General features: G+C 42.2%; 16 protein-coding genes and 3 pseudogenes. 10 read left to right on the top strand and 9 right to left on the bottom strand.

What is annotated here, in order from left to right; genetic code table 11:
- Positions 1-6: 6 nt before the first annotated feature.
- Positions 7-981 (bottom strand): sensor histidine kinase, encoded by a 975-nt coding sequence (locus ACVX3R_RS07000; protein ID WP_000887937.1) that lies wholly within the window; start codon positions 979-981, stop codon positions 7-9.
- A complete protein-coding gene (locus ACVX3R_RS07005) occupies positions 974-1,651 on the bottom strand; it encodes a response regulator transcription factor (RefSeq protein WP_458794687.1) in 678 nt (225 codons plus the stop codon). The genes ACVX3R_RS07000 and ACVX3R_RS07005 overlap by 8 nt, the downstream gene beginning before the upstream one ends.
- A gap of 156 nt (positions 1,652-1,807) precedes the next feature.
- Here ACVX3R_RS07005 and ACVX3R_RS07010 point away from each other — a divergent pair, with 156 nt between their 5' ends.
- Positions 1,808-2,902 carry a DUF2974 domain-containing protein gene (locus ACVX3R_RS07010; protein WP_458794688.1) on the top strand — a complete coding sequence of 365 codons (1,095 nt, stop codon included), beginning with the start codon at positions 1,808-1,810 and terminating at the stop codon, positions 2,900-2,902.
- A gap of 63 nt (positions 2,903-2,965) precedes the next feature.
- Complete coding sequence (locus ACVX3R_RS07015; protein WP_458794689.1) at positions 2,966-3,595, top strand: MBL fold metallo-hydrolase; 630 nt, start codon at positions 2,966-2,968, stop codon at positions 3,593-3,595.
- A gap of 55 nt (positions 3,596-3,650) precedes the next feature.
- On the opposite strand, the pseudogene ACVX3R_RS07020 reads toward ACVX3R_RS07015, so the two are convergent.
- A pseudogene (locus ACVX3R_RS07020) lies at positions 3,651-3,770 on the bottom strand (IS3 family transposase); the annotation flags it as partial.
- A gap of 6 nt (positions 3,771-3,776) precedes the next feature.
- Here ACVX3R_RS07020 and ACVX3R_RS07025 point away from each other — a divergent pair.
- Positions 3,777-4,405, top strand: a pseudogene (locus tag ACVX3R_RS07025) (transposase); the annotation flags it as partial.
- A 119-nt stretch (positions 4,406-4,524) separates the two neighbouring features.
- On the opposite strand, the gene ACVX3R_RS07030 reads toward ACVX3R_RS07025, so the two are convergent.
- Positions 4,525-11,727 carry a YSIRK-type signal peptide-containing protein gene (locus ACVX3R_RS07030; RefSeq protein ID WP_458794690.1) on the bottom strand — a complete coding sequence of 2,401 codons (7,203 nt, stop codon included), beginning with the start codon at positions 11,725-11,727 and terminating at the stop codon, positions 4,525-4,527.
- Between the two features lie 590 nt (positions 11,728-12,317).
- Here ACVX3R_RS07030 and ACVX3R_RS07035 point away from each other — a divergent pair.
- Positions 12,318-12,431: pseudogene (locus ACVX3R_RS07035) on the top strand (MBL fold metallo-hydrolase); the annotation flags it as partial.
- Between the two features lie 37 nt (positions 12,432-12,468).
- On the opposite strand, the gene ACVX3R_RS07040 reads toward ACVX3R_RS07035, so the two are convergent.
- Positions 12,469-14,361: a M13 family metallopeptidase gene (locus ACVX3R_RS07040; protein WP_458794691.1), complete on the bottom strand. Its 1,893-nt coding sequence runs from the start codon at positions 14,359-14,361 to the stop codon at positions 12,469-12,471.
- A gap of 169 nt (positions 14,362-14,530) precedes the next feature.
- Between ACVX3R_RS07040 and ACVX3R_RS07045 the strand changes: the two genes are divergently transcribed.
- From ACVX3R_RS07045 to ACVX3R_RS07070, 6 genes are all read left to right on the top strand, one after another.
- Complete coding sequence (locus tag ACVX3R_RS07045; RefSeq protein WP_458794692.1) at positions 14,531-15,253, top strand: metal ABC transporter ATP-binding protein; 723 nt, start codon at positions 14,531-14,533, stop codon at positions 15,251-15,253.
- Positions 15,250-16,098 (top strand): metal ABC transporter permease, encoded by an 849-nt coding sequence (locus tag ACVX3R_RS07050; protein ID WP_000559794.1) that lies wholly within the window; start codon positions 15,250-15,252, stop codon positions 16,096-16,098. Before ACVX3R_RS07045 ends, ACVX3R_RS07050 begins: the two co-directional genes overlap by 4 nt.
- 26 nt (positions 16,099-16,124) lie before the next feature.
- Positions 16,125-17,054, top strand: coding sequence for a metal ABC transporter substrate-binding protein (locus ACVX3R_RS07055; protein ID WP_000733087.1), 930 nt, complete (start codon positions 16,125-16,127; stop codon positions 17,052-17,054).
- A gap of 122 nt (positions 17,055-17,176) precedes the next feature.
- Entirely contained in the window at positions 17,177-17,671 is a 495-nt protein-coding gene (gene tpx, locus ACVX3R_RS07060; RefSeq protein WP_458794693.1) for a thiol peroxidase, read from the top strand.
- An 83-nt stretch (positions 17,672-17,754) separates the two neighbouring features.
- Positions 17,755-18,405, top strand: coding sequence for a metal-dependent transcriptional regulator (locus tag ACVX3R_RS07065; protein WP_458794694.1), 651 nt, complete (start codon positions 17,755-17,757; stop codon positions 18,403-18,405).
- Positions 18,406-18,512: 107 nt separating this feature from the next.
- Positions 18,513-18,926, top strand: coding sequence for a hypothetical protein (locus ACVX3R_RS07070; RefSeq protein ID WP_458794695.1), 414 nt, complete (start codon positions 18,513-18,515; stop codon positions 18,924-18,926).
- Between the two features lie 30 nt (positions 18,927-18,956).
- Here ACVX3R_RS07070 and dtd read toward each other — a convergent pair whose 3' ends face one another.
- From dtd to ACVX3R_RS07090, 4 genes are all read right to left on the bottom strand, one after another.
- Positions 18,957-19,400: a D-aminoacyl-tRNA deacylase gene (dtd, locus tag ACVX3R_RS07075; protein ID WP_458794696.1), complete on the bottom strand. Its 444-nt coding sequence runs from the start codon at positions 19,398-19,400 to the stop codon at positions 18,957-18,959.
- A 29-nt stretch (positions 19,401-19,429) separates the two neighbouring features.
- Positions 19,430-21,646, bottom strand: a complete 2,217-nt coding sequence (locus ACVX3R_RS07080; protein WP_001123776.1) for a RelA/SpoT family protein — start codon at positions 21,644-21,646, stop codon at positions 19,430-19,432.
- Between the two features lie 142 nt (positions 21,647-21,788).
- Complete coding sequence (locus ACVX3R_RS07085) at positions 21,789-22,919, bottom strand: ABC transporter ATP-binding protein (protein WP_000229944.1); 1,131 nt, start codon at positions 22,917-22,919, stop codon at positions 21,789-21,791.
- A 112-nt stretch (positions 22,920-23,031) separates the two neighbouring features.
- Positions 23,032-23,901, bottom strand: coding sequence for a helix-turn-helix domain-containing protein (locus ACVX3R_RS07090; RefSeq protein ID WP_458794697.1), 870 nt, complete (start codon positions 23,899-23,901; stop codon positions 23,032-23,034).

A 23,901-nucleotide genomic window follows, 5' to 3' on the forward strand; every position in this document is an offset into this window, starting at 1 on the left:
CTCTTCTCACTCAAGGACTAAGTTCACTTGAGCAAACTGAATCCGCACTATCGTTCCTTTTCCGACCTCAGACTCGATACGAATCTGGTGACCCAGTTCTTCAGAAATTTTCTTAGATAGGTAAAGTCCAAGTCCAGATGACTGCTGGGTTAGGCGACCATTATATCCTGAAAAGCCACGTTCAAAGACTCGGAGCACATCACTGTTTTTAATCCCGATTCCCGTATCCTTGATACAGAGCTCCTGGCCTTCCATATAAATCTCTAGTCCACCTTTCTTGGTGTATTTGAGGCTGTTTGAGAGGATTTGTTCAATGACGACCAACAGCCACTTCTTATCGGTCACGATGATTTTGTCAAGGTCATGTAGATTGACCGTCAGTCCCTTTTGGATAAAGAAAAGAGCATACTTACGAACCACTTCCTTAACTAAGTCATCCACTTGAACCTTTTCAAATACCAAGTCATCGTGGAAGCTTTCCAAACGAAGATACTGCAACACCAGATTGGTATAGGAGTCAATCTTAAAGATTTCCTGTTCCAGTTGCTGCTTGACCTCCCGATCAGAAACTTCTGCCACTAAAAGTCGACTCGCCGCAATGGGAGTCTTGATCTGGTGAACCCATAAGGTGTAGTAATCAAGCAAATCCGTCAGCTTGCTTTGAGCTTCTGACTTCTTTTGATACAATTCAGACTCACGCTCTTCGAGTTTTTCCGCTAGCACACATTCCAAAGGAGACTTTGGGTCTCTTTCAGCATAGAGCACTTCCTGTCGGTAAACCTGAGCTTCTGCAAAAATATCCCAAACCAAAAATAAAAGGGTCAAAAAGCTACTGAGGAGGAAAAAATAGAAGAAATAAAATCCTATACTAGCGAATAAAAACTGAAAGAGAAAAACAAGAAAACCCAATGAAAAAATATAGACAAAAAGACGACTGCGAGAACGCAGATAGGCCAGAAAAAATAGTTTCCAATCAAGCATGTTTCAGTCCGTACCCTATTCCCTTCTTGGTTTCGATAAATCCTGCCAAGCCTTGCTCCTCCAACTTTTTGCGCAAGCGAGCAACGTTGACAGACAAGGTATTGTCATCGATGAAAAAGTCGCTATTCCAGAGTTCCCGCATCAGGTCATCACGCGCCACGATATTACCCGCATGTTCAAACAAAATCCGCAAAATCTGAAATTCATTCTTAGTCAAACTCAGGACTTCCCCCTGATAGTGCAGGTCCATAGACTTGGTATTGAGGATCACACCCGCATACTCCAGCAGACTTTCATCTCGGCCAAACTCATAAGAACGGCGCAACAAGCCCTGAACCTTGGCAAGGAGCACCTGCTGGTCAAAAGGTTTGGTTATAAAATCATCCGCACCCATATTGATCGCCATGACGATATCCATCGCCTGGTCTCTCGAAGACAGAAATATGATGGGTACCTGAGAAATCTTACGAATCTCCTGACACCAGTGGTAACCATTAAAGAGAGGTAAGCCAATATCCATAAGGACCAAATGAGGCTCTGACTGAACAAAAAGGCTCAATACTTCCATAAAATCCTCTACCAAAACGACCTCAAACCCCCATTCTGAGAGCAGTTTCCCCACTTGTTGCCGAATAACTTGGTCATCTTCTACTAGTAAAATCTTGTGCATGCGCTCCTCCTTTGCTCTTATTATAACAGATTTTCCCCATGGATAAAATGCAAACCTGTATTTAAACCAGCTCGCTAGCAGTATAGCAAAATCTAGTAAGCCCACTAGCTAATTCTTAGTAAATGTGATAGGATAAACATAGAGAAAGGAGCTTTTATGGCCAATATTTTTGACTACCTCAATGATGTAGCATACGATTCCTTTTATGACCTCCTCGTGAATGAGTTAGATGTTCTTGCCTTGACTGAATTAACCTATCTTGCTTTTGATAATGTAATCACCCAAGAATCAAAGCGCCTCATAGATCTAGCACCTCAAATTCCTAGAGACACGACGATGTTGACAAATAAAAACCGTCTCCAGTTGTTGGATCAACTCGCTCAACACAAACGCTTTAAAAATTGCAAGCTCTCTGACTTTATCAACGATATCGATCCTGAATTGCAAAAACAATTTGCAGCCATGACTTATCGTATCAGTCTCGATAGCTATTTGCTTGTTTTTCGTGGAACGGATGACAGCATCATCGGTTGGAAAGAAGATTTCCATATGACCTATATGAAGGAAATCCCAGCTCAAAAACATGCCCTCCAGTATTTAGAGGACTTTTTTGCCCAACATCCTAACCAAAAGGTTATCCTAGCAGGACACTCAAAAGGGGGCAATCTAGCTGTCTATGCTGCCAGTCAACTTGATCCAAACTTGCAGAAAAACATTATCTCTGTCTATACTTTTGATGCACCTGGGCTTCACAAGGAACTAACCGAAACACTAGGCTATCAAAACATGATAGACAGAACAAAAGTATTTATCCCACAAGGTTCTATCATCGGGATGATGCTGGAAATTCCTGATAAAAAAATCGTCGTTCGAAGCACCGCCTTAGGTGGCCTTGCCCAGCACGACACCTTTAGTTGGCAGATTGAAGACAAACACTTTGTCCAACTAGACGAGACCAATAGTGATAGTCAGCAAGTCGATACAACCTTCAAGGAATGGGTTGAAACAGTTCCTGACGAAGAACTGCAGCTCTACTTTGACTTCTTTTTTGGAATCATTCTCGATGCGGGCATCTCCTCTATCAACGATCTTTCTTCCTTCAATGCCATTGAACACATTCATCAACTCTTTGTACAAGCTCAATCCCTCACTCCCGAAGAAAGAGAAACCATGGGGCGCTTAACCCAACTCTTGATTGACACCCGCTATCAAGCTTGGAAAAATCGTCAAAGCACGAAAAAGACTTTTTGATACCCTAAGTATCCTCTTCTATGCTATACTTAGTTTAGTACATTCTTTGAGATTGGAGCCAGTATGAAAATCCATAAAACCGTGAATCCCGTTGCCTATGAAAACACTTATTACCTGGAAGGGGATCAACACCTAATTGTGGTTGACCCAGGTAGTCATTGGGAATCTATTCGCAAGACTATTGAGAAAATCAACAAACCAGTCTGCGCGATTCTCCTGACCCATACCCACTACGACCATATTATGAGTCTGGACTTAGTTCGCGAGACTTTTGGAAATCCTCCAGTTTATGTAGCAGAGAGTGAAGCTAGCTGGCTTTATACACCTGTAGATAATCTCTCTGGTCTCCCTCGTCACGACGATATGACAGATGTGGTCGCAAAACCAGCAGAACACACCTTTGCCTTTCATGAAGAATACCAGCTTAAGGAATTTCGTTTTACAGTTCTACCGACCCCAGGGCACTCTATCGGCGGCGTTTCTATCGTCTTTCCTGATGCCCATCTAGTCTTGACCGGAGATGTTCTATTCCGCGAAACCATCGGACGGACGGACCTTCCTACAGGTAGCATGGAACAACTTCTCTATAGTGTCCAGACTCAACTCTTCACTCTTCCTAACTACGATGTCTATCCTGGACACGGTCCAGCTACGACTATCGCTCACGAAAAGACTTTTAATCCCTTTTTCTAGCAAACAAAAAACCAAGGATAGTTTTATACTGACCCCAAAAAGTTAGACAATTAATTTATCCAAAGGATTTAGTTCTGTGCAATACAGAACTAAATCCTTTTAGTTTTACCTTAATTCTCTTGTTGTTGTAATAATCAATATAGTCTACAATAGCTTGTTCCAAGTTCGGTAAAGTCGAAAGATCATAGCTATCTTAGATGGTCGGGGACCCAAGCAATGATTTGCAATCACTTTTTGCGCTATTCCAGACAGGTTCAAGACGGGGCGAAAGTCATTATAATGGTCATGTTTAGCCCCTACTAAGACATCACTAAGAAACTCTTTCCTTCTGCAAAAATCGCCCTCGATTGTTTACACATTATACAATATCTAAGTCAAACTATGAACCGACTTCGCATCTAAATCATGAAGTGTTTTGATAGAAAATCTCATGAATACAAGGCTATCAAGCGCTACTGGAAGCTCATCCAACAGAATAGTCGAAAACTAAGTGATAAACGATTTTATCGTCCAACTTTTTCATATGCACTTGACCGATAGAGAGATTCTGGAAAACTCTCAAGAACTCCGAGGACATTATGAGCTCTATCAACTCTTACTGTTTCATTTTCAAGATAAACAGGCTGATTATTTCTTTTATCTTATTGAAGAAACAATTTCATATATAAATCCTATCTTTCTAACTGTTTTTAAAACTTTTTTGAAGGATAAGAACAAGATCTTGAACGCACTGGAACTGCCCAAACTAGAATCCTCATCGCTTTAAATATTAAAAAGGAGAGGACCAGAATAGTCCTCTCCAGGGTGTAACTTTTCATCAACCCACTACAGTTGACAAAGAGCCTGTTTTTTCTGTCTAACTTTTGGGGTATAGTTCATAAATTAGTTGTTTTTCTTTATGAGACTATACCTCCTGAAAGATAAGATGATTAGTCTTCTTTTTTCTTAGAGGCCACAAGACCGAATCCACTTAATACTCCAAGAAGCCCAAGTGCTGCTAAACTAGAATGATCTTCCGTACCAGTATTAGGTAATCCTTTGGCTGCTTTAGTAGCCGGAGATTGCTTAGCCGGTTTTTGTTGAGGGGCAGCAACAACTTTTTCGTAGACATGTTCGATGTCGCCGTTTGGAAGTTTCTTAGTCTCTACGAAGCGGTAACCTGGAATATCTTTCTTAGGTTGTTCACCGTCTTCTGTTGGATAACCTGGAATTTCATTGCCTTCCTTATCCTTATGACTAGTCTTAACCTTTTCATAAACGTGCTCTGTGTCACCGTTTGGAAGTTTCTTAGTCTCTACGAAGCGGTAGCCTGGGATATCTTTCTTAGGTTGTTCACCATCTTCGGTTGGATAACCTGGAATTTCTTTGCCTTCCTTATCCTTGTGACTTGTCTTCACTTTTTCGTAGACATGTTCGATGTCGCCGTTTGGAAGTTTCTTAGTCTCTACGAAGCGGTAACCTGGAATTTCTTTCTTAGGTTGTTCACCATCTTCGGTTGGATATCCTGGAATTTCATTGCCTTCCTTATCCTTGTGACTTGTCTTCACTTTTTCGTAGACATGTTCTGTGTCACCGTTTGGAAGTTTCTTAGTCTCTACGAAGCGGTAGCCTGGGATATCTTTCTTAGGTTGTTCACCATCTTCGGTTGGATAACCTGGAATTTCATTGCCTTCCTTATCCTTATGACTAGTCTTAACCTTTTCATAAACGTGCTCTGTGTCACCGTTTGGAAGTTTCTTAGTCTCTACGAAGCGGTAGCCTGGGATATCTTTCTTAGGTTGTTCACCATCTTCGGTTGGATATCCTGGAATCTCATTGCCTTCCTTATCCTTGTGACTTGTCTTCACTTTTTCGTAGACATGTTCGATGTCGCCGTTTGGAAGTTTCTTAGTCTCTACGAAGCGGTAACCTGGAATATCTTTCTTAGGTTGTTCACCGTCTTCTGTTGGATAACCTGGAATTTCATTGCCTTCCTTATCCTTATGACTAGTCTTAACCTTTTCATAAACGTGCTCTGTGTCACCGTTTGGAAGTTTCTTAGTCTCTACGAAGCGGTAGCCTGGGATATCTTTCTTAGGTTGTTCACCATCTTCGGTTGGATATCCTGGAATCTCATTGCCTTCCTTATCCTTGTGACTTGTCTTCACTTTTTCGTAGACATGTTCGATGTCGCCGTTTGGAAGTTTCTTAGTCTCTACGAAGCGGTAACCTGGAATATCTTTCTTAGGTTGTTCACCGTCTTCTGTTGGATAACCTGGAATTTCATTGCCTTCCTTATCCTTATGACTAGTCTTAACCTTTTCATAAACGTGCTCTGTGTCACCGTTTGGAAGTTTCTTAGTCTCTACGAAGCGGTAGCCTGGGATATCTTTCTTAGGTTGTTCACCATCTTCGGTTGGATAACCTGGAATTTCTTTGCCTTCCTTATCCTTGTGACTTGTCTTCACTTTTTCGTAGACATGTTCGATGTCGCCGTTTGGAAGTTTCTTAGTCTCTACGAAGCGGTAGCCTGGGATATCTTTCTTAGGTTGTTCACCATCTTCGGTTGGATAACCTGGAATTTCTTTGCCTTCCTTATCCTTGTGACTTGTCTTCACTTTTTCGTAGACATGTTCGATGTCGCCGTTTGGAAGTTTCTTAGTCTCTACGAAGCGGTAGCCTGGGATATCTTTCTTAGGTTGTTCACCATCTTCGGTTGGATAACCTGGAATTTCTTTGCCTTCCTTATCCTTGTGACTTGTCTTCACTTTTTCGTAGACATGTTCGATGTCGCCGTTTGGAAGTTTCTTAGTCTCTACGAAGCGGTAACCTGGAATTTCTTTCTTAGGTTGTTCACCGTCTTCTGTTGGATAACCTGGAATTTCATTGCCTTCCTTATCCTTGTGACTTGTCTTCACTTTTTCGTAGACATGTTCGATGTCGCCGTTTGGAAGTTTCTTAGTCTCTACGAAGCGGTAACCTGGAATATCTTTTTTAGGTTGTTCACCGTCTTCTGTTGGATAACCTGGAATTTCATTGCCTTCCTTATCCTTATGACTTGTCTTCACTTTCTCGTAGACATGCTCGATGTCGCCGTTTGGAAGTTTCTTAGTCTCTACGAAGCGGTAACCTGGGATATCTTTCTTAGGTTGTTCACCGTCTTCACTCGGTGCCAAAACATTTCCTCTCGTATCCACAAATGAAGTCTCTGGACGAACTGTTGGTGTATATTTAGCAGTGATTTCTGTACCATTTTTATCTACACGCTTAACAATCACACCTGCTGCTTTACCAACAAAGTCTTTTTCTGGAGTGAAGGTTACCTTACCATTCTCATCAATTGTATAAGTTCCTTCTCCCGGAACAACTTTCTTAGTCGTGCCATCATCAAACGTTGGTTTCACTGTTTCATCAATCTCAACAGTCTTTTCAACACCATTAACTTTAGCCTTCCCACCTGCAAAAGTCGGAGTTCCTGTTTGTGTTTGTCCTTTAGGTCCTTCAGATTCAGCATCTGTAGATGTCGGAGTAACCGGAACAACTACTGGTGTGTATTTAGCGTTCGCTTTGGTACCATTTGTATCTACACGAACTACCGTTACAGTAGTTGCCTTGCCCGTGAAGGCCTTTTCTGGAACGAAGGTCACCGTGCCATCTTTTGCAACAGTGTATTTCCCTTCGCCTGGTACAACTTTTTCAGTTTTACCGTCCTCAAATGTGGCTGGAACGTTATCATCCATCGGAACAGTTTCTTCTTTTCCGTTGATTGTTACAGTTCCACTCTTGAACTCTGGCTTACCTGTTTGTGTTGCGCCTTGGATATCTTCTGTGATTGTATCAACACCTGTTGGAGTCGCTGGTTTCACTTCTGGTGTGTAAGTCGCTTTCACCGGTGTTCCGTTCAAGTCCTGACGAAGAACTTCAACACCCTTAGCAACACCTGTGAATGTCTTTTCTGGAGTGAAGGTTACCGTACCATCTGGTGCTACTGTATATGTTCCTTCACCCGGCACTGTTACAGAGTCAACCAATTTTCCTGTATTCGGATCCACCAACTTAGCTGGAACCACTTCATTGATTGGGACTGTTTTTTCTGTGCCATTCACAGTCGCTGTTCCACCCTTAAATTCAGGCTTACCTGTTTGTTTCGCACCTTGAATCCCTTGTGAGGTTGCTGGTGTCGCCGTCGGAGTGACCGGAACAATTTCTGGTGTGTAAGTTGTTTCAACTTTCGTACCATTGGCATCTTCTGCCTGGACACGCGCTGGTTTCACTTTACCAGTGTACATCTTATCTTTCGGTGTGAATGTTACTGTACCTGTCTTCGCATCTACTGAGTAGGTACCAATTTCTTTACCATCCTCAGCATAGGCTGGTGTAGTTTGTCCTGCCGGAACTTCTTTCCCATCTTTGTCAAGAAGTTTAATAGAACCATCCTTGATTGGTGCCACCTTGTCACCTTCTTTGAAAGTTGGTGTTCCAGTCTGAGTTGCACCTTGAATATCTTTGGATACTGCTGGTGTTGCAGTTGGTTTGACAGGAGTAACTGTTGGTGTGTAAGTAGCCGTAGCCGTTGAAGTGATTGGCTTGCCATCTTTATCTTGGCCCAGTTTAGCAGTCAAGGAAAGTGTCACTGGATCCGGAGTTCCGACAAAGTCTTTATTTGGTTTAAAAGTCACAACTCCATTTACTGGATCAAGTGTATAGGTGCCGACTTTTTTACCATCCTTCATTGCATCAAGTTCAGGACTATTCGTTACGCTACCAGTAGAAGGATCTACAAATTTAGCCGGATATTCAATACCTGGTGTCACTGGCGAACCATCACCAACAGATGTAAAGGTCGGCGTACCTGTTTGCGTAGCACCTTGCACACCCGTAGAGGTTACATTATGACCTTGAATTGTATCCTTAACTGTGATTGTGTAGGTCGTAGAAGCAACGGAAGAATTTGAACCAGCATCCGTTCCTGAGTCAGTTCCATTCAGTGTTGCTTCAACATAGTTACCATTACTATCAATCACTTCTACAGTAACCGTGTAAGTTCCTACCTCTGTCAGTTTATAGTTAGAGGCAAGAGTATAATTTTTAGCGTCCTGTTTTGTATCATAAACTTTTTTAACTCCTGATGGAGAAGTTACAGTAATACGAGTGATGTAGGTTGTTTTGTTATTTGCATCGTCTTCTTTATCAGCAATCATTACTCCTGCTTCAGGAGCATTACGAAGATCAACCGATGTCCCTTTTGTTGATTCATAGCTCGTTGACGTTGCAGTTGGTTTTGAGTTGATAATACTTGCTTTATCTGAATTTTCTCCGATGCGTCCCTTCACAACAGCGCTATAGCCAGATGAAGTTTTAACATGCCACTCATTGTCACCTTTCTTTTCTGCGGTAACAGTAGAACCGTCAGATGCTGTCCACGTGTCAGTTGCTTTGTCGTAATTCACAGTTACATAAAGACCATTTCCTGTTGTAGATTTATCAGTATTCTCTTTAGAGTAGATTGTCTCTGTGAGAGTGACATCTCCAACTGCAGTAACTGTTCCATTCGCATCAAATGTACGATTGTATTCGTAAATATAGAATCTAGCAGAACCATCAGCTTGAATCTTTGTGTATACTTCACGTTTTGTCTCCGTGTAAGTACCATCGTTATTTACTTTTTTCACTGTAGCATAGTCGGCTGGTAATTCCCAACGACCTGTTGTTTCACTAAGTTTTGCAATATGAGTTGTATTATCTTTGGCTTTTAAGGTAACCTGATTACGCATCATGACAGCTTGAACATTTTCAGTCTTGGCAGATACATTGATATTATCTACACCTGCCTTGGCTGTGGCTGCTGAGGTTACTTTAAGATTAATCTGATCACCAACATTCCCAAGGACATCTCCTACAGAAACTGCAGAATTTGTTGTTCCTGCTGCTACTACCCACTTGCCATTTCTGTTTTCGAGTACAGTCACAGAACCATCTGGCATTGTGATAGTTGCTCCAGTTGCCCCTTTTGAGATTGTTAAAGGAAGTGTTGTTGAATACGTTTCAATGTTTAATGCTTGAACTTTAGGAGCAACCGTCAGTGTTACACCGGCTTGAGATTCTTGTCCTTGCGCCTTCCAAGCATCCGTACTTGTATTATTAATGTTCCAATCTTTGGCATAGACAGTCGTGTAGTAAACACCGGCAGTTGTTACCTTGCCATTCAAGACACCATTCCCATCACGACCAGTAACTTCGTTATCTGAATTGTGTTGTGTGGTTCCCCAATTTTTTACGGTATAGTTAACACCTGGAATAGACGTTTGAACAGTTGTATCTGACTTGATACCACCTGAAATAAGTGTGCCATCTACACCAGTTGTAGAGGTTCCGTAAACATTTCGAATTGTTACTTTTCGTCCATCGGCAAGAGTATAGGTTGTTTCAGAATAAGTTCCATTACCTGAAGGACGTGAACCTGATGGATCGCGGTATTTGATATCGATATTAATATCGTCTCCAACAGTCTTCTTATAGGATTCCCCAGCAATGTTAATCTCTGGCTTAGTTGTATCTTGCCAGCCAATCCAACCTGCACGTAAGTTACGGAAAAGTGCTGTAACAGTCGCTCCTGTTTTTGAGTTAGTCGCTGTAACGTAGGTACGCATGTCATATACACCATTTGGTAAGCTATTTGACACAATCTTACCTTGAATAGTATCTGACTGCTTATCGTACACCAAACCTGGTGGCAAGTTTGTTGGATTTACCGATGTGATTTCCCAGCCGGCTGCTTTAGCGTCAGCTGTCACTCCAAATCGCTCCTTGATTTTAGGGATATAAACACGATCCACCCCTTGTTCATAGGCAAGTCCATAGATGTGAGTTGCTAGGTATTCATATCCACCGTTTGCAGAATAAACTGAAGTGGGATTAGTGGAAATTCTAGATCCATCTGGACGAAGTTTGCCTTTCCAAAGAGGGGCTTCAGCCGCAATCTTTTTAGCCATCTCATCGGTTAATGGATAGTCAATACGACCCTTATTATTGTGTCCGTCTTTTCCGTTATTTTCCGTGGTCTGCCCGTTTCCTGGATTTGTTTCTTCACCGGTCCGTTGCGTAGAGCCAACGACCATTTTCAGAGTTGTAATATCTCCTTTAATCTTACTAGTTTCAACATCCTGGCTTGTAGCACCTGTCGCAGTGAATGTATACACGTCTTTACCTGTGGCCGTGTCTGCGTTCACAGTTGTAGCAGTTGTATCACGCGTTCCATCTGCCTTTGGATTCTCTGTCGCGTAGTAGTTAGAAGCTGCCAAAGAGACTCCAAATTTTCCATCACGTCCAATTCCTGCTTTTTTAAGGTCATTATAGACTGCAAGGATTGACTCATTCAAGCGTGATAGTTGGGTGTTAATTTGCTGTGCAGTGACGTTTTCAGCTGCTAAAACTTTCTTAGTTTCCGTAATAATTGCTTTATTGTTGGCTACTGCCGCTTCGATGGCTGCTTTGTTTGCACCTTCAACCTTATTTCTACGAACCGCTTCATCTGCAAGAACATTTGTCACTTCCGCTTCTGACGTGACCTGTTCCAAAACCTTTTTAGATTCTTCTACAGCTTTTTCTGTAGCAGTGGTCGCCACTGGTTTGACTGCTGTAGTTGCTGCTGTTTCCTCAACTTGTTTCCCAGCTTCGTCTGACTCAACTACAACTGTAATCAAAGCTTCAACTTTAGCAAGTTCTGCATCGATATCAGCCTGTTTTGCGGTTTCGTTTGCAAGAACTGCCTTTGCCGCAGTCAATACTTCATTTGCAGTAGCTATCTCTGTTGCATCAGCTTTCTTTGCAGATGCAATCTTCGCTTCTAACTCAACTACTTTTTTAGTCAGAGCGGTCTTATCAACTTTTTTAGTTTCTACTACCTTTTCTGACGCCTTAGCTTCAGATTTCTCCGCCGTTATAGTTGACTCCGACTCCTTTGTTGCTACGGGTGTTGTAGTCGTTGCCGCTGTTGCATCTGCACCTTGTACTTCCGCTGCCGACACCGCACCATTACCTAGGAACATCATCAAACCGGCCGCAATTGCCACCGATGCTGCCCCAAAGCTGTACTTCCGAATGCCATAACGAATGTACTTCTCCGTTCTAAAATCCTGTTGTTTGCTCTTCATGAGACACACAACCTCCTTATTTTTATTATGCTGATACGATAGATGCAGGAAAACGGCTTTCCAAATCTACAGAAAACCGCTTTCAAAAGTAAAGGTACTAAAGCAACAACATCTCCACATCAACATGTATAATAATACTAACATTTCCTAGATTTTTTTTCAACTGATTTTAGAATTTTTTTATATTTGATAAATTGCAAGAATAAGCCCAACGTATACTCATTCCATATTGTTCTTTTGTTCGTTTTTGGTTGTTTTTGTAGTTTTAATGTTATAATTTTATAAAGAATATTCTATTATATACAACATAATTCTTAAATTCATTATTCACATATATTAATTCTTTAATCAATCTCTTTTAGGGTTAGTATATATCATAAAAATGTACTTTATGAAATTATTTAAGTTTCTTATCGCAGTGAGTAAGTTGTTAATAATCCTTGCCTATTAAACAAATTCCGGTAAACCCCAATTTTTCCTACTGGACACCATTTTTTATGCCTCTCCCCTCCTTTATCCTAATGTACCTTTCCTTTGTGAAGAATCAATTCATCGAATTAAAAAAGTATACTATACATAGATTTATCGCTCTTCTCCATAGTATCCAGACGCAACTCTTCACTCTTCCTAACTACGATGTCTACCCTGGACACGGTCCAGCTACGACCATCGCTCACGAAAAGACCTTTAATCCCTTTTTCTAGCAAACAAAAACCAAGGATGCTATCCTTGGTTTTTGTTTTACCAAATAATCACACGGTCCTCTGGTGAACGCCACATACCATCGCCTTCTTTGACATCATAGGTTGTAAAGAAGTCATCGAAGTTTGGTACTTGGACATTGACACGGAGCTTAGCTGGCGCGTGCACATCGATACTGGCCATGAGTTTCATCAACTCCGGACGGCCTTTCATACGCCAGATACGAGCAAAATTGTGGAAGAATTCTTCAGCAGAGAAGTCTGCTTCTCTCTTGGCAGCTTCAAGGGCTGCAGCGATTCCTCCCAAGTCGGCAACATTTTCTGATACGGTTAGTTTTCCGTTGATCCTTGCTCCGTAAGATTCTTGACCATCAAACTGGTCGATAACTTTCTGAGTCTTTTCCTTGAAGGCAGTATAGTCGCTTTCTGTCCACCAGTCTTTGAGACTACCATTTTCATCAAAAGAAGCACCATTTGTATCAAAGGCATGGGAAATCTCATGGGCAATAACCGCTCCAATACCACCGTAGTTGGCTGAGGACGACTGATGCAAGTCATAGAATGGAGCCTGTAAAATGGCAGCTGGGAAGACAATCAAGTTCTTCTGAGGATTGTAGTAGGCATTGACCATGTGAGCTGGCATACCCCACTCCTTGTAATCAACCGGTTGGTTCCACTCGCTCCAGCTGTGTTTGATTTCCACACGCGCAAAGGCTAGAGCATTCTCAAAGAGACTGGCAGTTTCGTCCACTACCTTATCCTTGTAGCGTTCTGGCAATTCCTCTGGATAAGCGATATAAGGCTTGATGACATTGAGTTTGACAATGGCCTTGTCACGCGTTTCAGGTGTGAGCCAGTCGTTCTTAGCCAAGCGTTCCTTATAAACATCAATCATAGTCGCTACTTTTTTCTCTACGTCTGCCTTAGCTTCTGGAGAGAATTTTTCATGCGCGTACCAGAGACCAAGGGCTTGCTTGAAAGGACCTTGAGCCAAGTGATAAGCTGCCTTGACCCTGTCCTGAGCTTCTGGAACACCTGAAAGAGCACGACCATAAGTACCTGACAAGACACGAATCTCGTCTGTGAGATAGCTTGTTGAGAGATTGACAACGCCCAAAATCAATGTTGCTTTAAGTAGAGGCCACGCTTCTTCACTATAGAATTGGTCTGCTGCTTGCCAGAAACGTTCCTCGTCTACGATAACCTTATCTGGAGTTTGTCCAATCACTGCTTGGAAGAAATCATCCAAAGAGAGGGCAGGGGCAAATTTCTTGAAATCTTCATAAGCGTATGGATGGTAGAGTTTGGCATATTCTGAACTTTCTTCGTTAGAAAGCACCACAGCTGCAACTCGACGGTCCAATTCCAATCGTTTCTCTAGTAAGTCTGCGATTTCCTCATCTGAAAAATCATAGGCTTTGAGTAGATTCGTTGTACTTTCCTTCCAAAGAGTCAAGAGCTCCTCACGTTGAGGATGGTCTTCAGCATAGTAAGTCGTATCTGGCAAAATCGTCCCTGGTGCACTGGCCCAGAGAACATTGGTTCTGGCATCCATAAAGTCTGGTGATACACCAAATGGAAGGAAGTTTGGTTTGCCTGCTAGTTCAAACTCTGCCAGTTTGCTGGTGAAATCTGCAAAGCTCTCCAAATCTTGGTATTCCTTGAGCATTGGCAAAACGGGCTTGATTCCATCTGCTTCTCTCTTGTCAAAATCATGTACCATACGATGGTATTTAACAAAGTTGGCGAGGATAGCATCCTCTGGAACATCCTCACCCGCCAACCACTTGTCCGTAGTCGCCAGCATCAACTCTTCAATTTCCTCGTCAAGGTCAATAAAACCACCTGTTCGAGATTTGTCAGCTGGAATGACAGCTGTTTTTTCCCATTCACCATTGATTGCATCATAAAAATCGTCTTGATAACGTGTCATCTTGTTCTCGCTTTCATTTTTTCACTTATTTTTAGCTTAGCAAAAAATACTTGGGAATGCAATTAAAAACGGTCTCTCATTTTTCAGTTATTATTTTAAATTTTTCAAAAATTAACTTGACTTAATTTTTTTTTTAAGGTATATTAAAGGATAGGAGGAATACAACTGTATGATACGTATCGAAAACCTCAGTGTCTCCTACAAAGAAACGCTGGCACTAAAGGATATTTCACTAGTGCTCCACGGACCAACTATTACCGGAATTATTGGTCCAAATGGTGCTGGAAAATCAACTTTATTAAAAGGTATGTTGGGAATTATCCCACATGAAGGTCAGGCCTTTCTCGACGATAAAGAAGTCAAGAAATCTTTAAATCGAGTTGCCTATGTCGAGCAAAAAATCCATATCGACTACAATTTCCCTATCAAGGTCAAGGAATGCGTCTCTCTGGGACTCTATCCATCCATCCCACTCTTTCACACCTTAAAAGCCAGCCACTGGAAAAAAGTGGCAGATGCACTTGAAATCGTTGGACTTTCAGACTATGCTGATCGCCAAATCAGCCAGCTCTCAGGAGGACAATTCCAACGTGTGTTGATTGCCCGTTGCTTAGTGCAGGAAGCAGACTACATCTTTCTAGATGAGCCATTTGTCGGGATTGACTCGGTTAGTGAAGAGATTATCATGAACACGCTGAGAGACCTTAAAAAAGCTGGTAAAACAGTTCTCATCGTCCATCATGACCTCAGCAAAGTCCCCCATTATTTCGACCAAGTTTTGCTTCTCAATCGAGAATTAATAGACCTTGGTCCGACCGAAGAAACCTTTACCGAGGCCAATCTCAAAAAGGCCTACGGTAGCAAACTCTTTTTCAATGGAGGTTGCCTATGATAGCAGAATTTATCGATGGATTGCAAAATTTCCATTTCCTACAAAACGCCTTGATCACAGCTATTGTCATCGGAGTTGTTGCTGGAGCCGTGGGATGTTTTATCATCCTACGTGGTATGTCTCTCATGGGAGATGCCATCTCTCACGCAGTTTTGCCCGGCGTAGCCCTTTCCTTTATCCTGGGAATTGATTTCTTTATTGGAGCGATCATCTTTGGTTTGATGGCTTCCATCATCATTACCTACATCAAGGGAAACTCTATCATCAAGAGTGACACTGCCATTGGTATTACCTTTTCATCTTTCTTAGCCTTAGGTGTCATCTTGATTAGTGTTGCCAAGAGTTCGACAGACCTCTTCCATATCCTTTTTGGGAATATCCTCGCTGTCCAAGATACGGACATGTGGATTACCATTGGTGTGGGGGCATTGATTCTCTTGATTATTGGGATTTTCTTTAAACAACTATTGATTACATCCTTTGACGAGCTCCTGGCTAAAGCAATGGGAATGCCCGTTAATTTCTACCACTATCTACTCATGGTGCTCTTGACCCTTGTGTCAGTCACTGCCATGCAAAGTGTCGGAACCATTCTTATCGTGGCCATGTTGATCACCCCAGCTGCGACGGCTTACCTTTATGCTAATAGCCTAAAGAGCATGATTTTTCTTTCATCAGGCCTAGGAGCTCTGGCTTCTGTTGTAGGGCTCTTTATCGGCTATAGTTTCAATCTCGCAGCAGGATCGAGCATCGTGCTCACATCCGCCAGCTTCTTTCTAATCAGTTTCTTTATCTCTCCTAAGCAACGATACTTGAAACTGAAAAACAAAAAAATCATTAAATAACGGGGAAACCCTTCTGGAGGAATCTAATGAAAAAATTAGGTACATTGCTTGTACTCTTTCTTTCCGTCATTGCTCTTGTAGCATGTGCTAGCGGAAAAAAAGATACGGCTTCTGGTCAAAAACTAAAAGTTGTTGCTACAAACTCAATCATCGCTGATATTACCAAAAATATCGCTGGTGACAAGATTGATCTTCATAGTATCGTTCCTGTTGGTCAAGACCCACACGAATACGAACCACTTCCTGAAGACGTTAAGAAAACTTCTCAAGCTGATTTGATTTTCTATAACGGTATCAACCTTGAAACAGGTGGCAATGCTTGGTTTACCAAATTAGTAGAAAATGCCAAGAAAACTGAAAACAAAGACTACTTTGCAGTTAGCGAAGGCGTTGATGTTATCTACCTTGAGGGCCAAAACGAGAAAGGAAAAGAAGACCCACACGCTTGGCTCAACCTTGAAAATGGGATGATTTATGCTAAAAACATCGCTAAACAGTTGATTGCAAAAGATCCTAGCAACAAGGAATTCTACGAAAAAAATCTCAAAGACTATACTGAAAAACTAGACAAACTGGACAAGGAAGCCAAAGAGAAATTTAACAATATCCCTGCTGAGAAGAAACTCATCGTAACCAGCGAAGGATGCTTCAAATACTTCTCTAAAGCCTACGGTGTCCCAAGTGCCTACATCTGGGAAATCAACACAGAAGAAGAAGGAACACCGGAACAAATCAAGACCTTGGTTGAAAAACTTCGCCAAACAAAAGTTCCATCACTCTTTGTTGAATCAAGTGTCGATGACCGTCCAATGAAGACTGTTTCACAAGACACAAATATCCCAATCTACGCACAAATCTTTACTGACTCAATCGCTGAAGAAGGTAAAGAAGGCGACAGCTACTACAGCATGATGAAATACAACCTTGACAAGATTGCTGAAGGTTTGTCTAAGTAATCCATTAAAAAACGTCATTCTCACGTGAATGGGCGTTTTTTTGTCCCTTAATTTCCAGTCAAATCATTGGAAAAATCTGACAATTCTCGGTAAAATAAAAGAAAAAAGAATGGAGTAGTTTCATGACCACTTTTCTCGGAAATCCTGTAACTTTTACAGGTAAACAACTGCAAGTCGGAGACAAGGCACTTGACTTTTCTCTCACTACAACCGATCTCTCTAAAAAAACGCTAGCTGACTTTGATGGAAAGAAAAAAGTCTTGAGTGTTGTCCCTTCTATCGATACTGGTATCTGCTCAACGCAAACACGTCGATTCAACCAAGAACTTGCCAACCTTGACAACACCGTCGTTCTTACCGTTTCTATGGACCTACCATTTGCCCAAGGACGCTGGTGTGGGGCTGAAGGCCTTGACAATGCCATCATGCTATCAGACTACTTTGACCATTCTTTCGGGCGCGATTATGCCCTCTTAATCAACGAATGGCATCTCCTTGCACGTGCCGTCTTTGTTCTCGATACTGACAATGTCATCCGTTACGTAGAATACGTTGACAACATTAACATGGAACCAGACTTTGAAGCTGCCATTGCTGCAGTGAAAGAACTGGACTAAAATCAAAACCATTAGGTCAGAAGGCTAGAGAAATCTAGCTTTTTTTGATATACTAGATGGAGAGAAAAGACAAGAGGAAACGAATGACGCCAAATAAAGAAGACTACCTAAAATGTATTTATGAAATCGGTACGGAGATGCAAAAAATCACCAATAAGGAAATTGCTGCCCGTATGCAAGTCTCTCCACCTGCCGTAACAGAGATGATCAAACGTATGAAAAGTGAAAATCTCATCCTCAAGGACAAGGAGAACGGCTATCTATTGACAGATATTGGCCTCAAACTGGTCTCTGAGCTCTATCGGAAACACCGGTTGATTGAAGTCTTTCTAGTTCACCATCTCGACTATACCAGCGATCAGATCCATGAGGAAGCTGAGGTCCTAGAGCACACTGTATCCGACCTCTTTGTAGAGAGACTGGATAAACTGCTGGGTTTCCCTAAAACCTGTCCCCACGGAGGAACCATCCCAGCCAAGGGAGAGCTCCTGGTCGAAATCAACAACCTACCTCTAGCAGAGACCAAGGAAGCTGGAACCTATCTCCTGACTCGGGTTCACGATAGCTTTGACTTGCTTAAATACTTAGAAAAGCATGAGATTCATATCGGTGACCAAGTCAAAGTCAAGCAGTTTGATAATTTTTCCAATACTTTTACACTGGTCAACAAAGGTGAAGACCTCCAAGTTAGCATCGATATCGCCAAACAACTCTATGTCGAAAAAATCAACTAAGACCTTATCCCTGAAAGAAGTTCCTTTCAGGGATTTTTTGTCATTTTGCTTGTAAGTCCCATTCGTTTGGTGTAGAATGAAGCCAGATAAAAGAGGGAGGTCTTCCTATGAAAAAGCTCTTTAGAATCCATTTTGCAGCCCTTGCAGTCAGCGATTTGCTACTATTTACATTTTTTTACACCAAATCCGAGACATCTTTGGACTGGCTCCTACTCTCTGGCTTCATTTTCATCCTTGCTCAGGGACTACTGCTATCTCGCTTGGTCTTCCGACTCAAACATCATTTCGCTGAGATTTATCCTCAAATCAATAAAAAGATTCGCTTCTACTATTTAGGGGTTCTCACCATTGACTTTCTATTATTTGTCTTTTTAGCCATCACTGGCCCTCAATATTTCTACTCTCTTACTCCAGTCTTTACTTCCTGTCATTCTACTTTATATTATATAACGGCTAGCCACCTAAGAGAAAACTATCCAGACTTTTACAACAAACATACCTCTTTATGGGAGTGTCTATAAACAAAAACCAAGCCAGCTGGCTTGGTTTTCTTATCTATTTTTAGTATCAAGAGCGATGGTAACCGGCCCATCATTTACCAGCTCCACCTGCATATCCGCTCCAAAGATACCTGTCTGAACGGGCACTTCCTGAGCTAACTTTTGGTTGAAAGTGTCATAGAAGGCAGTTGCTATATCCGGCTTGGCTGCACCTGTAAAGGCGGGACGATTGCCTTTCTTGGTATCCGCAAAGAGGGTAAACTGGGAAATAGAAAGGATTTCCCCTTCAATATCCTTGACAGACAGATTCATCTTGCCTTCTGCGTCTGAAAAAATCCGCATGTTAACAAGCTTTCTCACAGCATAGTCCAAATCTTCCTCTTGGTCCTCTGGACCAACACCGACCAGCAATAAGAGTCCCTGATTGATCTTTCCATGAACCTGACCTTCAATACTCACTTGGGCTTTTCTAACTCGTTGAATAATGATTTTCATAATAGCCTTTCTAGTAACTGAAGGGAGAATTAGCCGTTGGTCCGTTTGACAGAGTAAACTTCTGGCACACTCTTAATCTTATCCACGACTGTCGTTAGAGTTGAGAGGTTGGAAATACCAAAGGAGACATGGATATTAGCAAATTTCATATCCTTGGTTGGTTGAGCATTAACGGTTGAGATATTCTTAGTTGTGTTGGAGAGAACTTGCAGAACATCATTTAAGAGCCCTGTACGGTTGAGACCATAGATATCGATGTGGGCAGTGTATTCCTTGCTTGAGAATTGATCTTCCCACTCCACATCAAGAAGACGTTGCTCGTAGTTTTCTTGGGCACGGAGATTCATACAGTCCACACGGTGAATAGCTACACCGCGTCCCTTAGTAATGTAGCCGACAATGTCGTCACCCGGCACTGGATTGCAACACTTGGCAATCCGAACTAGGAGACCTGAAGCACCTTCAATGACCACACCACCCTCATGCTTAACCTTGAGAGTTTCTTTGTTCTCGACCTTAACTTCGCCACCTTTGACAAGCTCTTCTGCTTCCGCCTTGGCCTTGGCACGTTCTTCCTCACGGCGTTCCTTTTCGGTCAAACGGTTAAAGACGGTAATAGCGCCAATTTCTCCAAAACCAATGGCTGCATAGAGAGCCTCCTCTGTCTTGTAGCTGGTCTTTTGAAGGACCTCGTCCATGTGACGCTTGTCCATAAACTTATTGGCTACATAGCCGTTTTCTTGGAACTGGGCCATCAACATTTCACGGCCCTTGTTTACAGATAATTCCTTGTCTTGATTTTTAAAGAACTGACGAATCTTGTTGCGCGCCTTGCTGGTCTTGACCATGTTGAGCCAGTCACGACTTGGACCAAAGGAGTTGGGATTGGTGATAATTTCAACCTGATCCCCTGTCTTGAGCTTGGTTGTCAGTGGAACCATACGGCCATTGACCTTGGCACCAGTAGCTTTTTCACCGACTTTGGTATGGATTTCATAGGCAAAGTCAATCGGTCCTGAATCTTTTGGTAGGGAGCGAACCGCACCATCAGGAGTAAAGACGTAAATCTCCTCCGCCAGATAGTTCTCTTTAACAGAGTCCACAAATTCCTTGGCATCATCAGCCTGGTCTTGGAGCTCCATCATCTCCTTGATCCAGTTCATTCCAATAGCAGATTCCTTGCTGTTGACCTGCCCTTTAATACCTTTCTTATAAGCCCAGTGAGCCGCAACCCCGTACTCAGCCACTTCGTGCATTTCCTTGGTCCGAATCTGGAATTCAATCGGCCCTTTCGGCCCATAAACAGTTGTATGGATAGACTGGTAACCGTTTGCTTTACGATTGGCAATATAGTCTTTGAAGCGGCCAGGCATGGGTTTCCAAAGTTCATGCACATAACCCAACATGGCGTAAACATCACTCTGGGTATCTAAGATACAGCGAATGGCAATCAGGTCATAAATTTCCTCGAAGCGTTTCTTCTTATCCTGCATCTTGCGGTAGATCGAATAGATATGCTTAGGACGACCATAAATTTTCCCTTTGAGATTGCGTTCGGTAGCATACTCCTCCAACTTGGTTACGACTTCATCGACCAAAGCCTCACGTTCTCTGCGTTTTTCCTTCATCATGTGAGTGATTTTGTAAAACTCAGTTGGATTGAGGTAACGGAAAGATAAATCTTCCAACTCCCACTTGACACTGGAAATCCCTAGACGATGAGCAAGTGGTGCGTAAATTTCCATGGTTTCTCTGGAGATCCGTTCTTGCTTGTCCTTTCGCAGGTGTTTGAGAGTCCGCATATTGTGCAAACGGTCCGATAATTTAACCAAGATAACACGGATATCCTCTGACATGGCCATAAGCATCTTGCGGTGATTTTCAGCCAATTGTTCCTCGAGTGATTTGTACTCAACCTTACCAAGCTTGGTCACCCCATCAACGATAATTCGAACATCATGACCGAACTCTCTCTCCAAATCATCCAGTGTCGCATCTGTATCCTCAACCACGTCATGCAAAAAACCACAGGCAACGGTTACGGCATCCAGTTTGAGCTTAGCCAGAATGCCTGCTACCTGAATGGGGTGGATAATATAGGGCTCACCTGATTTCCGAAACTGCCCACTATGACAATCAACTGCGTAAATCAATGCTTTTTGTACAAAAGCAACGTCTTCCTTTGTTAAATATTCTTTCGTTAAAGCGACTACCTGATCGCCCGTCAAATTCACTTCTTTCGGCATCTATACTCTCCAATTCTTCCTACCATTTTATCACTTTTTTAAGGATATGAAAACTAGAAAAAACCGTTTTTATACCAATAACAAGCATTTAAAAGAAAAACACTGCCAGATTTCTCTAGCAGTGTTTTGACATTTCATTTGCTTAGTAGACTGTTTTTTCAGTTTCTACGTCGAAGAAGTGTGCTTTGTTCAAGTCAAATCCAAGTTCAACTGTTGCACCTGTTTGCAAGTAGTCACGAGCATCCACTTTGGCAACAAATTCGTCTTTACCAACTTGGCAGTAAAGGTGAGATTCTGAACCAAGCAATTCTGATACTGAGATAGTAGCTTTGACAACTGATTCTGGGAATGTTTCAAGGAAAGCAGGTTCTGCATTCACATCTTCTGGACGGATACCGAAGATCAATTCTTTTCCTTCGTAGCCTTTGTCACGAAGAACTTTCAAAGCACCTTCTGGAACTTTCAAGCGGAAACCGTCAGAAACAATTTCGCTACCAACCAATTTTACATTGATGAAGTTCATAGCTGGGCTTCCGATAAATCCTGCTACAAATTTGTTAACTGGGTTTTTGTAAACTTCTTGAGGGGTACCGATTTGTTCAACACGTCCGATAGTACCTGTACCAGCAGGGTTCTTAGTTGCTGACATGATAACGATACGGTCTGCAAGTGTCATCGCTTCTGTTTGGTCGTGGGTTACGTAGATAGTTGTAGCTCCGATACGACGGTGGATTTTCGCAATTTCAGCACGCATCGATACACGAAGTTTGGCATCCAAGTTTGACAAAGGTTCGTCCATCAAGAACACTTTTGCATCACGGACGATGGCACGACCCATGGCAACACGTTGACGTTGACCACCTGAGAGGTCAGCAGGTTTACGATCCAAGAATTCTTTCAAACCAAGGATTGCTGCTGCTTCTTGAACACGTTTGTCAATGTCTTCCTTGCTGTATTTACGCAATTTCAAACCGAAAGCCATGTTGTCATATACAGTCATGTGTGGGTAAAGAGCGTAGTTTTGGAATACCATGGCGATGTCACGGTCTTTTGGAGCTACATCGTTGACAACCACGCCATCGATAGATGCAGTACCTTCTGTAATGTCTTCAAGACCAGCAATCATACGAAGAGTTGTTGATTTACCACATCCTGAAGGACCTACGAAAACGATAAATTCTTTATCTTTGATGTCCAAGTTGAAGTCTTCAACTGAATAGTGTTCGCTGTTTGGATATTTTTTGTAAATGTTTTTAAGATTTAATTCTACCATCGAGGTGAACTCCTTTTATTTTTGATAGTTTTATTATAAATGAAAACGCTTTACATTTCTATGGCAAGGTGACCAAAAAAATAAAAAAGTTCTGTGCAACTTGCACAAAACTTTAGAGAATATCTGGTAAAATCAACTGATAACACAAGGTCAAGTCGGTCAATTCCTTCAACTGAAGTCCTGTCAATTCTTCCCATTTGTCAATCTTGTATTGGAGAGAATTTCGGTGCAGATAGAGTTGCTGGGCTGCTTTAGTTAGAACAGCACTGTTTTCCCAGAGAGAAAGGATAATTTCCTGTATCTGATCCTGATCCAAGATCATCTGGTGCAGGCATTCTTTGATTACCTTCAGGTCCACTAGTCTTTCTCCCATACTCCAAAGATAGAGTTGTGAAAAGGTGTGTACACCTTGGTGACCCTGACGCCACCATGTCTTAAACAAATCCCGCTCCGCTTTAATTAAGTCTGATAGGGCTTGAGGACCTGTCTGAGACCAAACCTGCCCCAACATGATAGACAGACGAAGGCCAAAGTCATACTCAACCGCTTCAATCGTATCAGATAAAATCGAGCGAACAGAGGTATACTTATCTTGTTGAAGCACAAATACATAATCCTGAGCCCCGACCTGTAGCACTGTCTGACAGTTGGGAAAAAGAGTCCGCATCATGTCTAGCCAAGAGTCTAGATTATCCTGTTGGTAATAAGACAGATGGCAATAAACCAGTTGAATCTTTTTAAGAGTTTGCGGTGCCTGCCCCTTTCCCTCAATCAGATAGGGATACCAAGGATTGAGCGAACGAGCCTGCTCCTGCTGGGTCAAAAGGGCAACCAGCTGCTTTTCACGCTCGCTGAGCCCAGCTTCCCCTAGTAAAATCCACTGCTGAGAGGCTAAAGGAAGAGTAAGATAGCCTGGTCTCTCAATCGGCTGATCTGAAATCTGAGCTTCAGGAAACCAGTCTTGTAATTCCTTTGCAATCAT

Source organism: Streptococcus sp. 517s, from assembly GCF_054445985.1.

What these genes read in the sequence shown, in the direction of transcription:
- ACVX3R_RS07005 (WP_458794687.1), bottom strand. Translation starts at nt 1,651, where the DNA reads ATGCACAAGATTTTACTAGTAGAAGATGACCAAGTTATTCGGCAACAA.
- ACVX3R_RS07055 (WP_000733087.1), top strand. Translation starts at nt 16,125, where the DNA reads ATGAAAAAATTAGGTACATTGCTTGTACTCTTTCTTTCCGTCATTGCT.
- tpx (WP_458794693.1), top strand. Translation starts at nt 17,177, where the DNA reads ATGACCACTTTTCTCGGAAATCCTGTAACTTTTACAGGTAAACAACTG.
- ACVX3R_RS07065 (WP_458794694.1), top strand. Translation starts at nt 17,755, where the DNA reads ATGACGCCAAATAAAGAAGACTACCTAAAATGTATTTATGAAATCGGT.
- ACVX3R_RS07015 (WP_458794689.1), top strand. Translation starts at nt 2,966, where the DNA reads ATGAAAATCCATAAAACCGTGAATCCCGTTGCCTATGAAAACACTTAT.
- dtd (WP_458794696.1), bottom strand. Translation starts at nt 19,400, where the DNA reads ATGAAAATCATTATTCAACGAGTTAGAAAAGCCCAAGTGAGTATTGAA.
- ACVX3R_RS07045 (WP_458794692.1), top strand. Translation starts at nt 14,531, where the DNA reads ATGATACGTATCGAAAACCTCAGTGTCTCCTACAAAGAAACGCTGGCA.
- ACVX3R_RS07090 (WP_458794697.1), bottom strand. Translation starts at nt 23,901, where the DNA reads ATGATTGCAAAGGAATTACAAGACTGGTTTCCTGAAGCTCAGATTTCA.
- ACVX3R_RS07070 (WP_458794695.1), top strand. Translation starts at nt 18,513, where the DNA reads ATGAAAAAGCTCTTTAGAATCCATTTTGCAGCCCTTGCAGTCAGCGAT.
- ACVX3R_RS07080 (WP_001123776.1), bottom strand. Translation starts at nt 21,646, where the DNA reads ATGCCGAAAGAAGTGAATTTGACGGGCGATCAGGTAGTCGCTTTAACG.
- ACVX3R_RS07030 (WP_458794690.1), bottom strand. Translation starts at nt 11,727, where the DNA reads ATGAAGAGCAAACAACAGGATTTTAGAACGGAGAAGTACATTCGTTAT.
- ACVX3R_RS07010 (WP_458794688.1), top strand. Translation starts at nt 1,808, where the DNA reads ATGGCCAATATTTTTGACTACCTCAATGATGTAGCATACGATTCCTTT.
- ACVX3R_RS07000 (WP_000887937.1), bottom strand. Translation starts at nt 981, where the DNA reads ATGCTTGATTGGAAACTATTTTTTCTGGCCTATCTGCGTTCTCGCAGT.
- ACVX3R_RS07040 (WP_458794691.1), bottom strand. Translation starts at nt 14,361, where the DNA reads ATGACACGTTATCAAGACGATTTTTATGATGCAATCAATGGTGAATGG.
- ACVX3R_RS07085 (WP_000229944.1), bottom strand. Translation starts at nt 22,919, where the DNA reads ATGGTAGAATTAAATCTTAAAAACATTTACAAAAAATATCCAAACAGC.
- ACVX3R_RS07050 (WP_000559794.1), top strand. Translation starts at nt 15,250, where the DNA reads ATGATAGCAGAATTTATCGATGGATTGCAAAATTTCCATTTCCTACAA.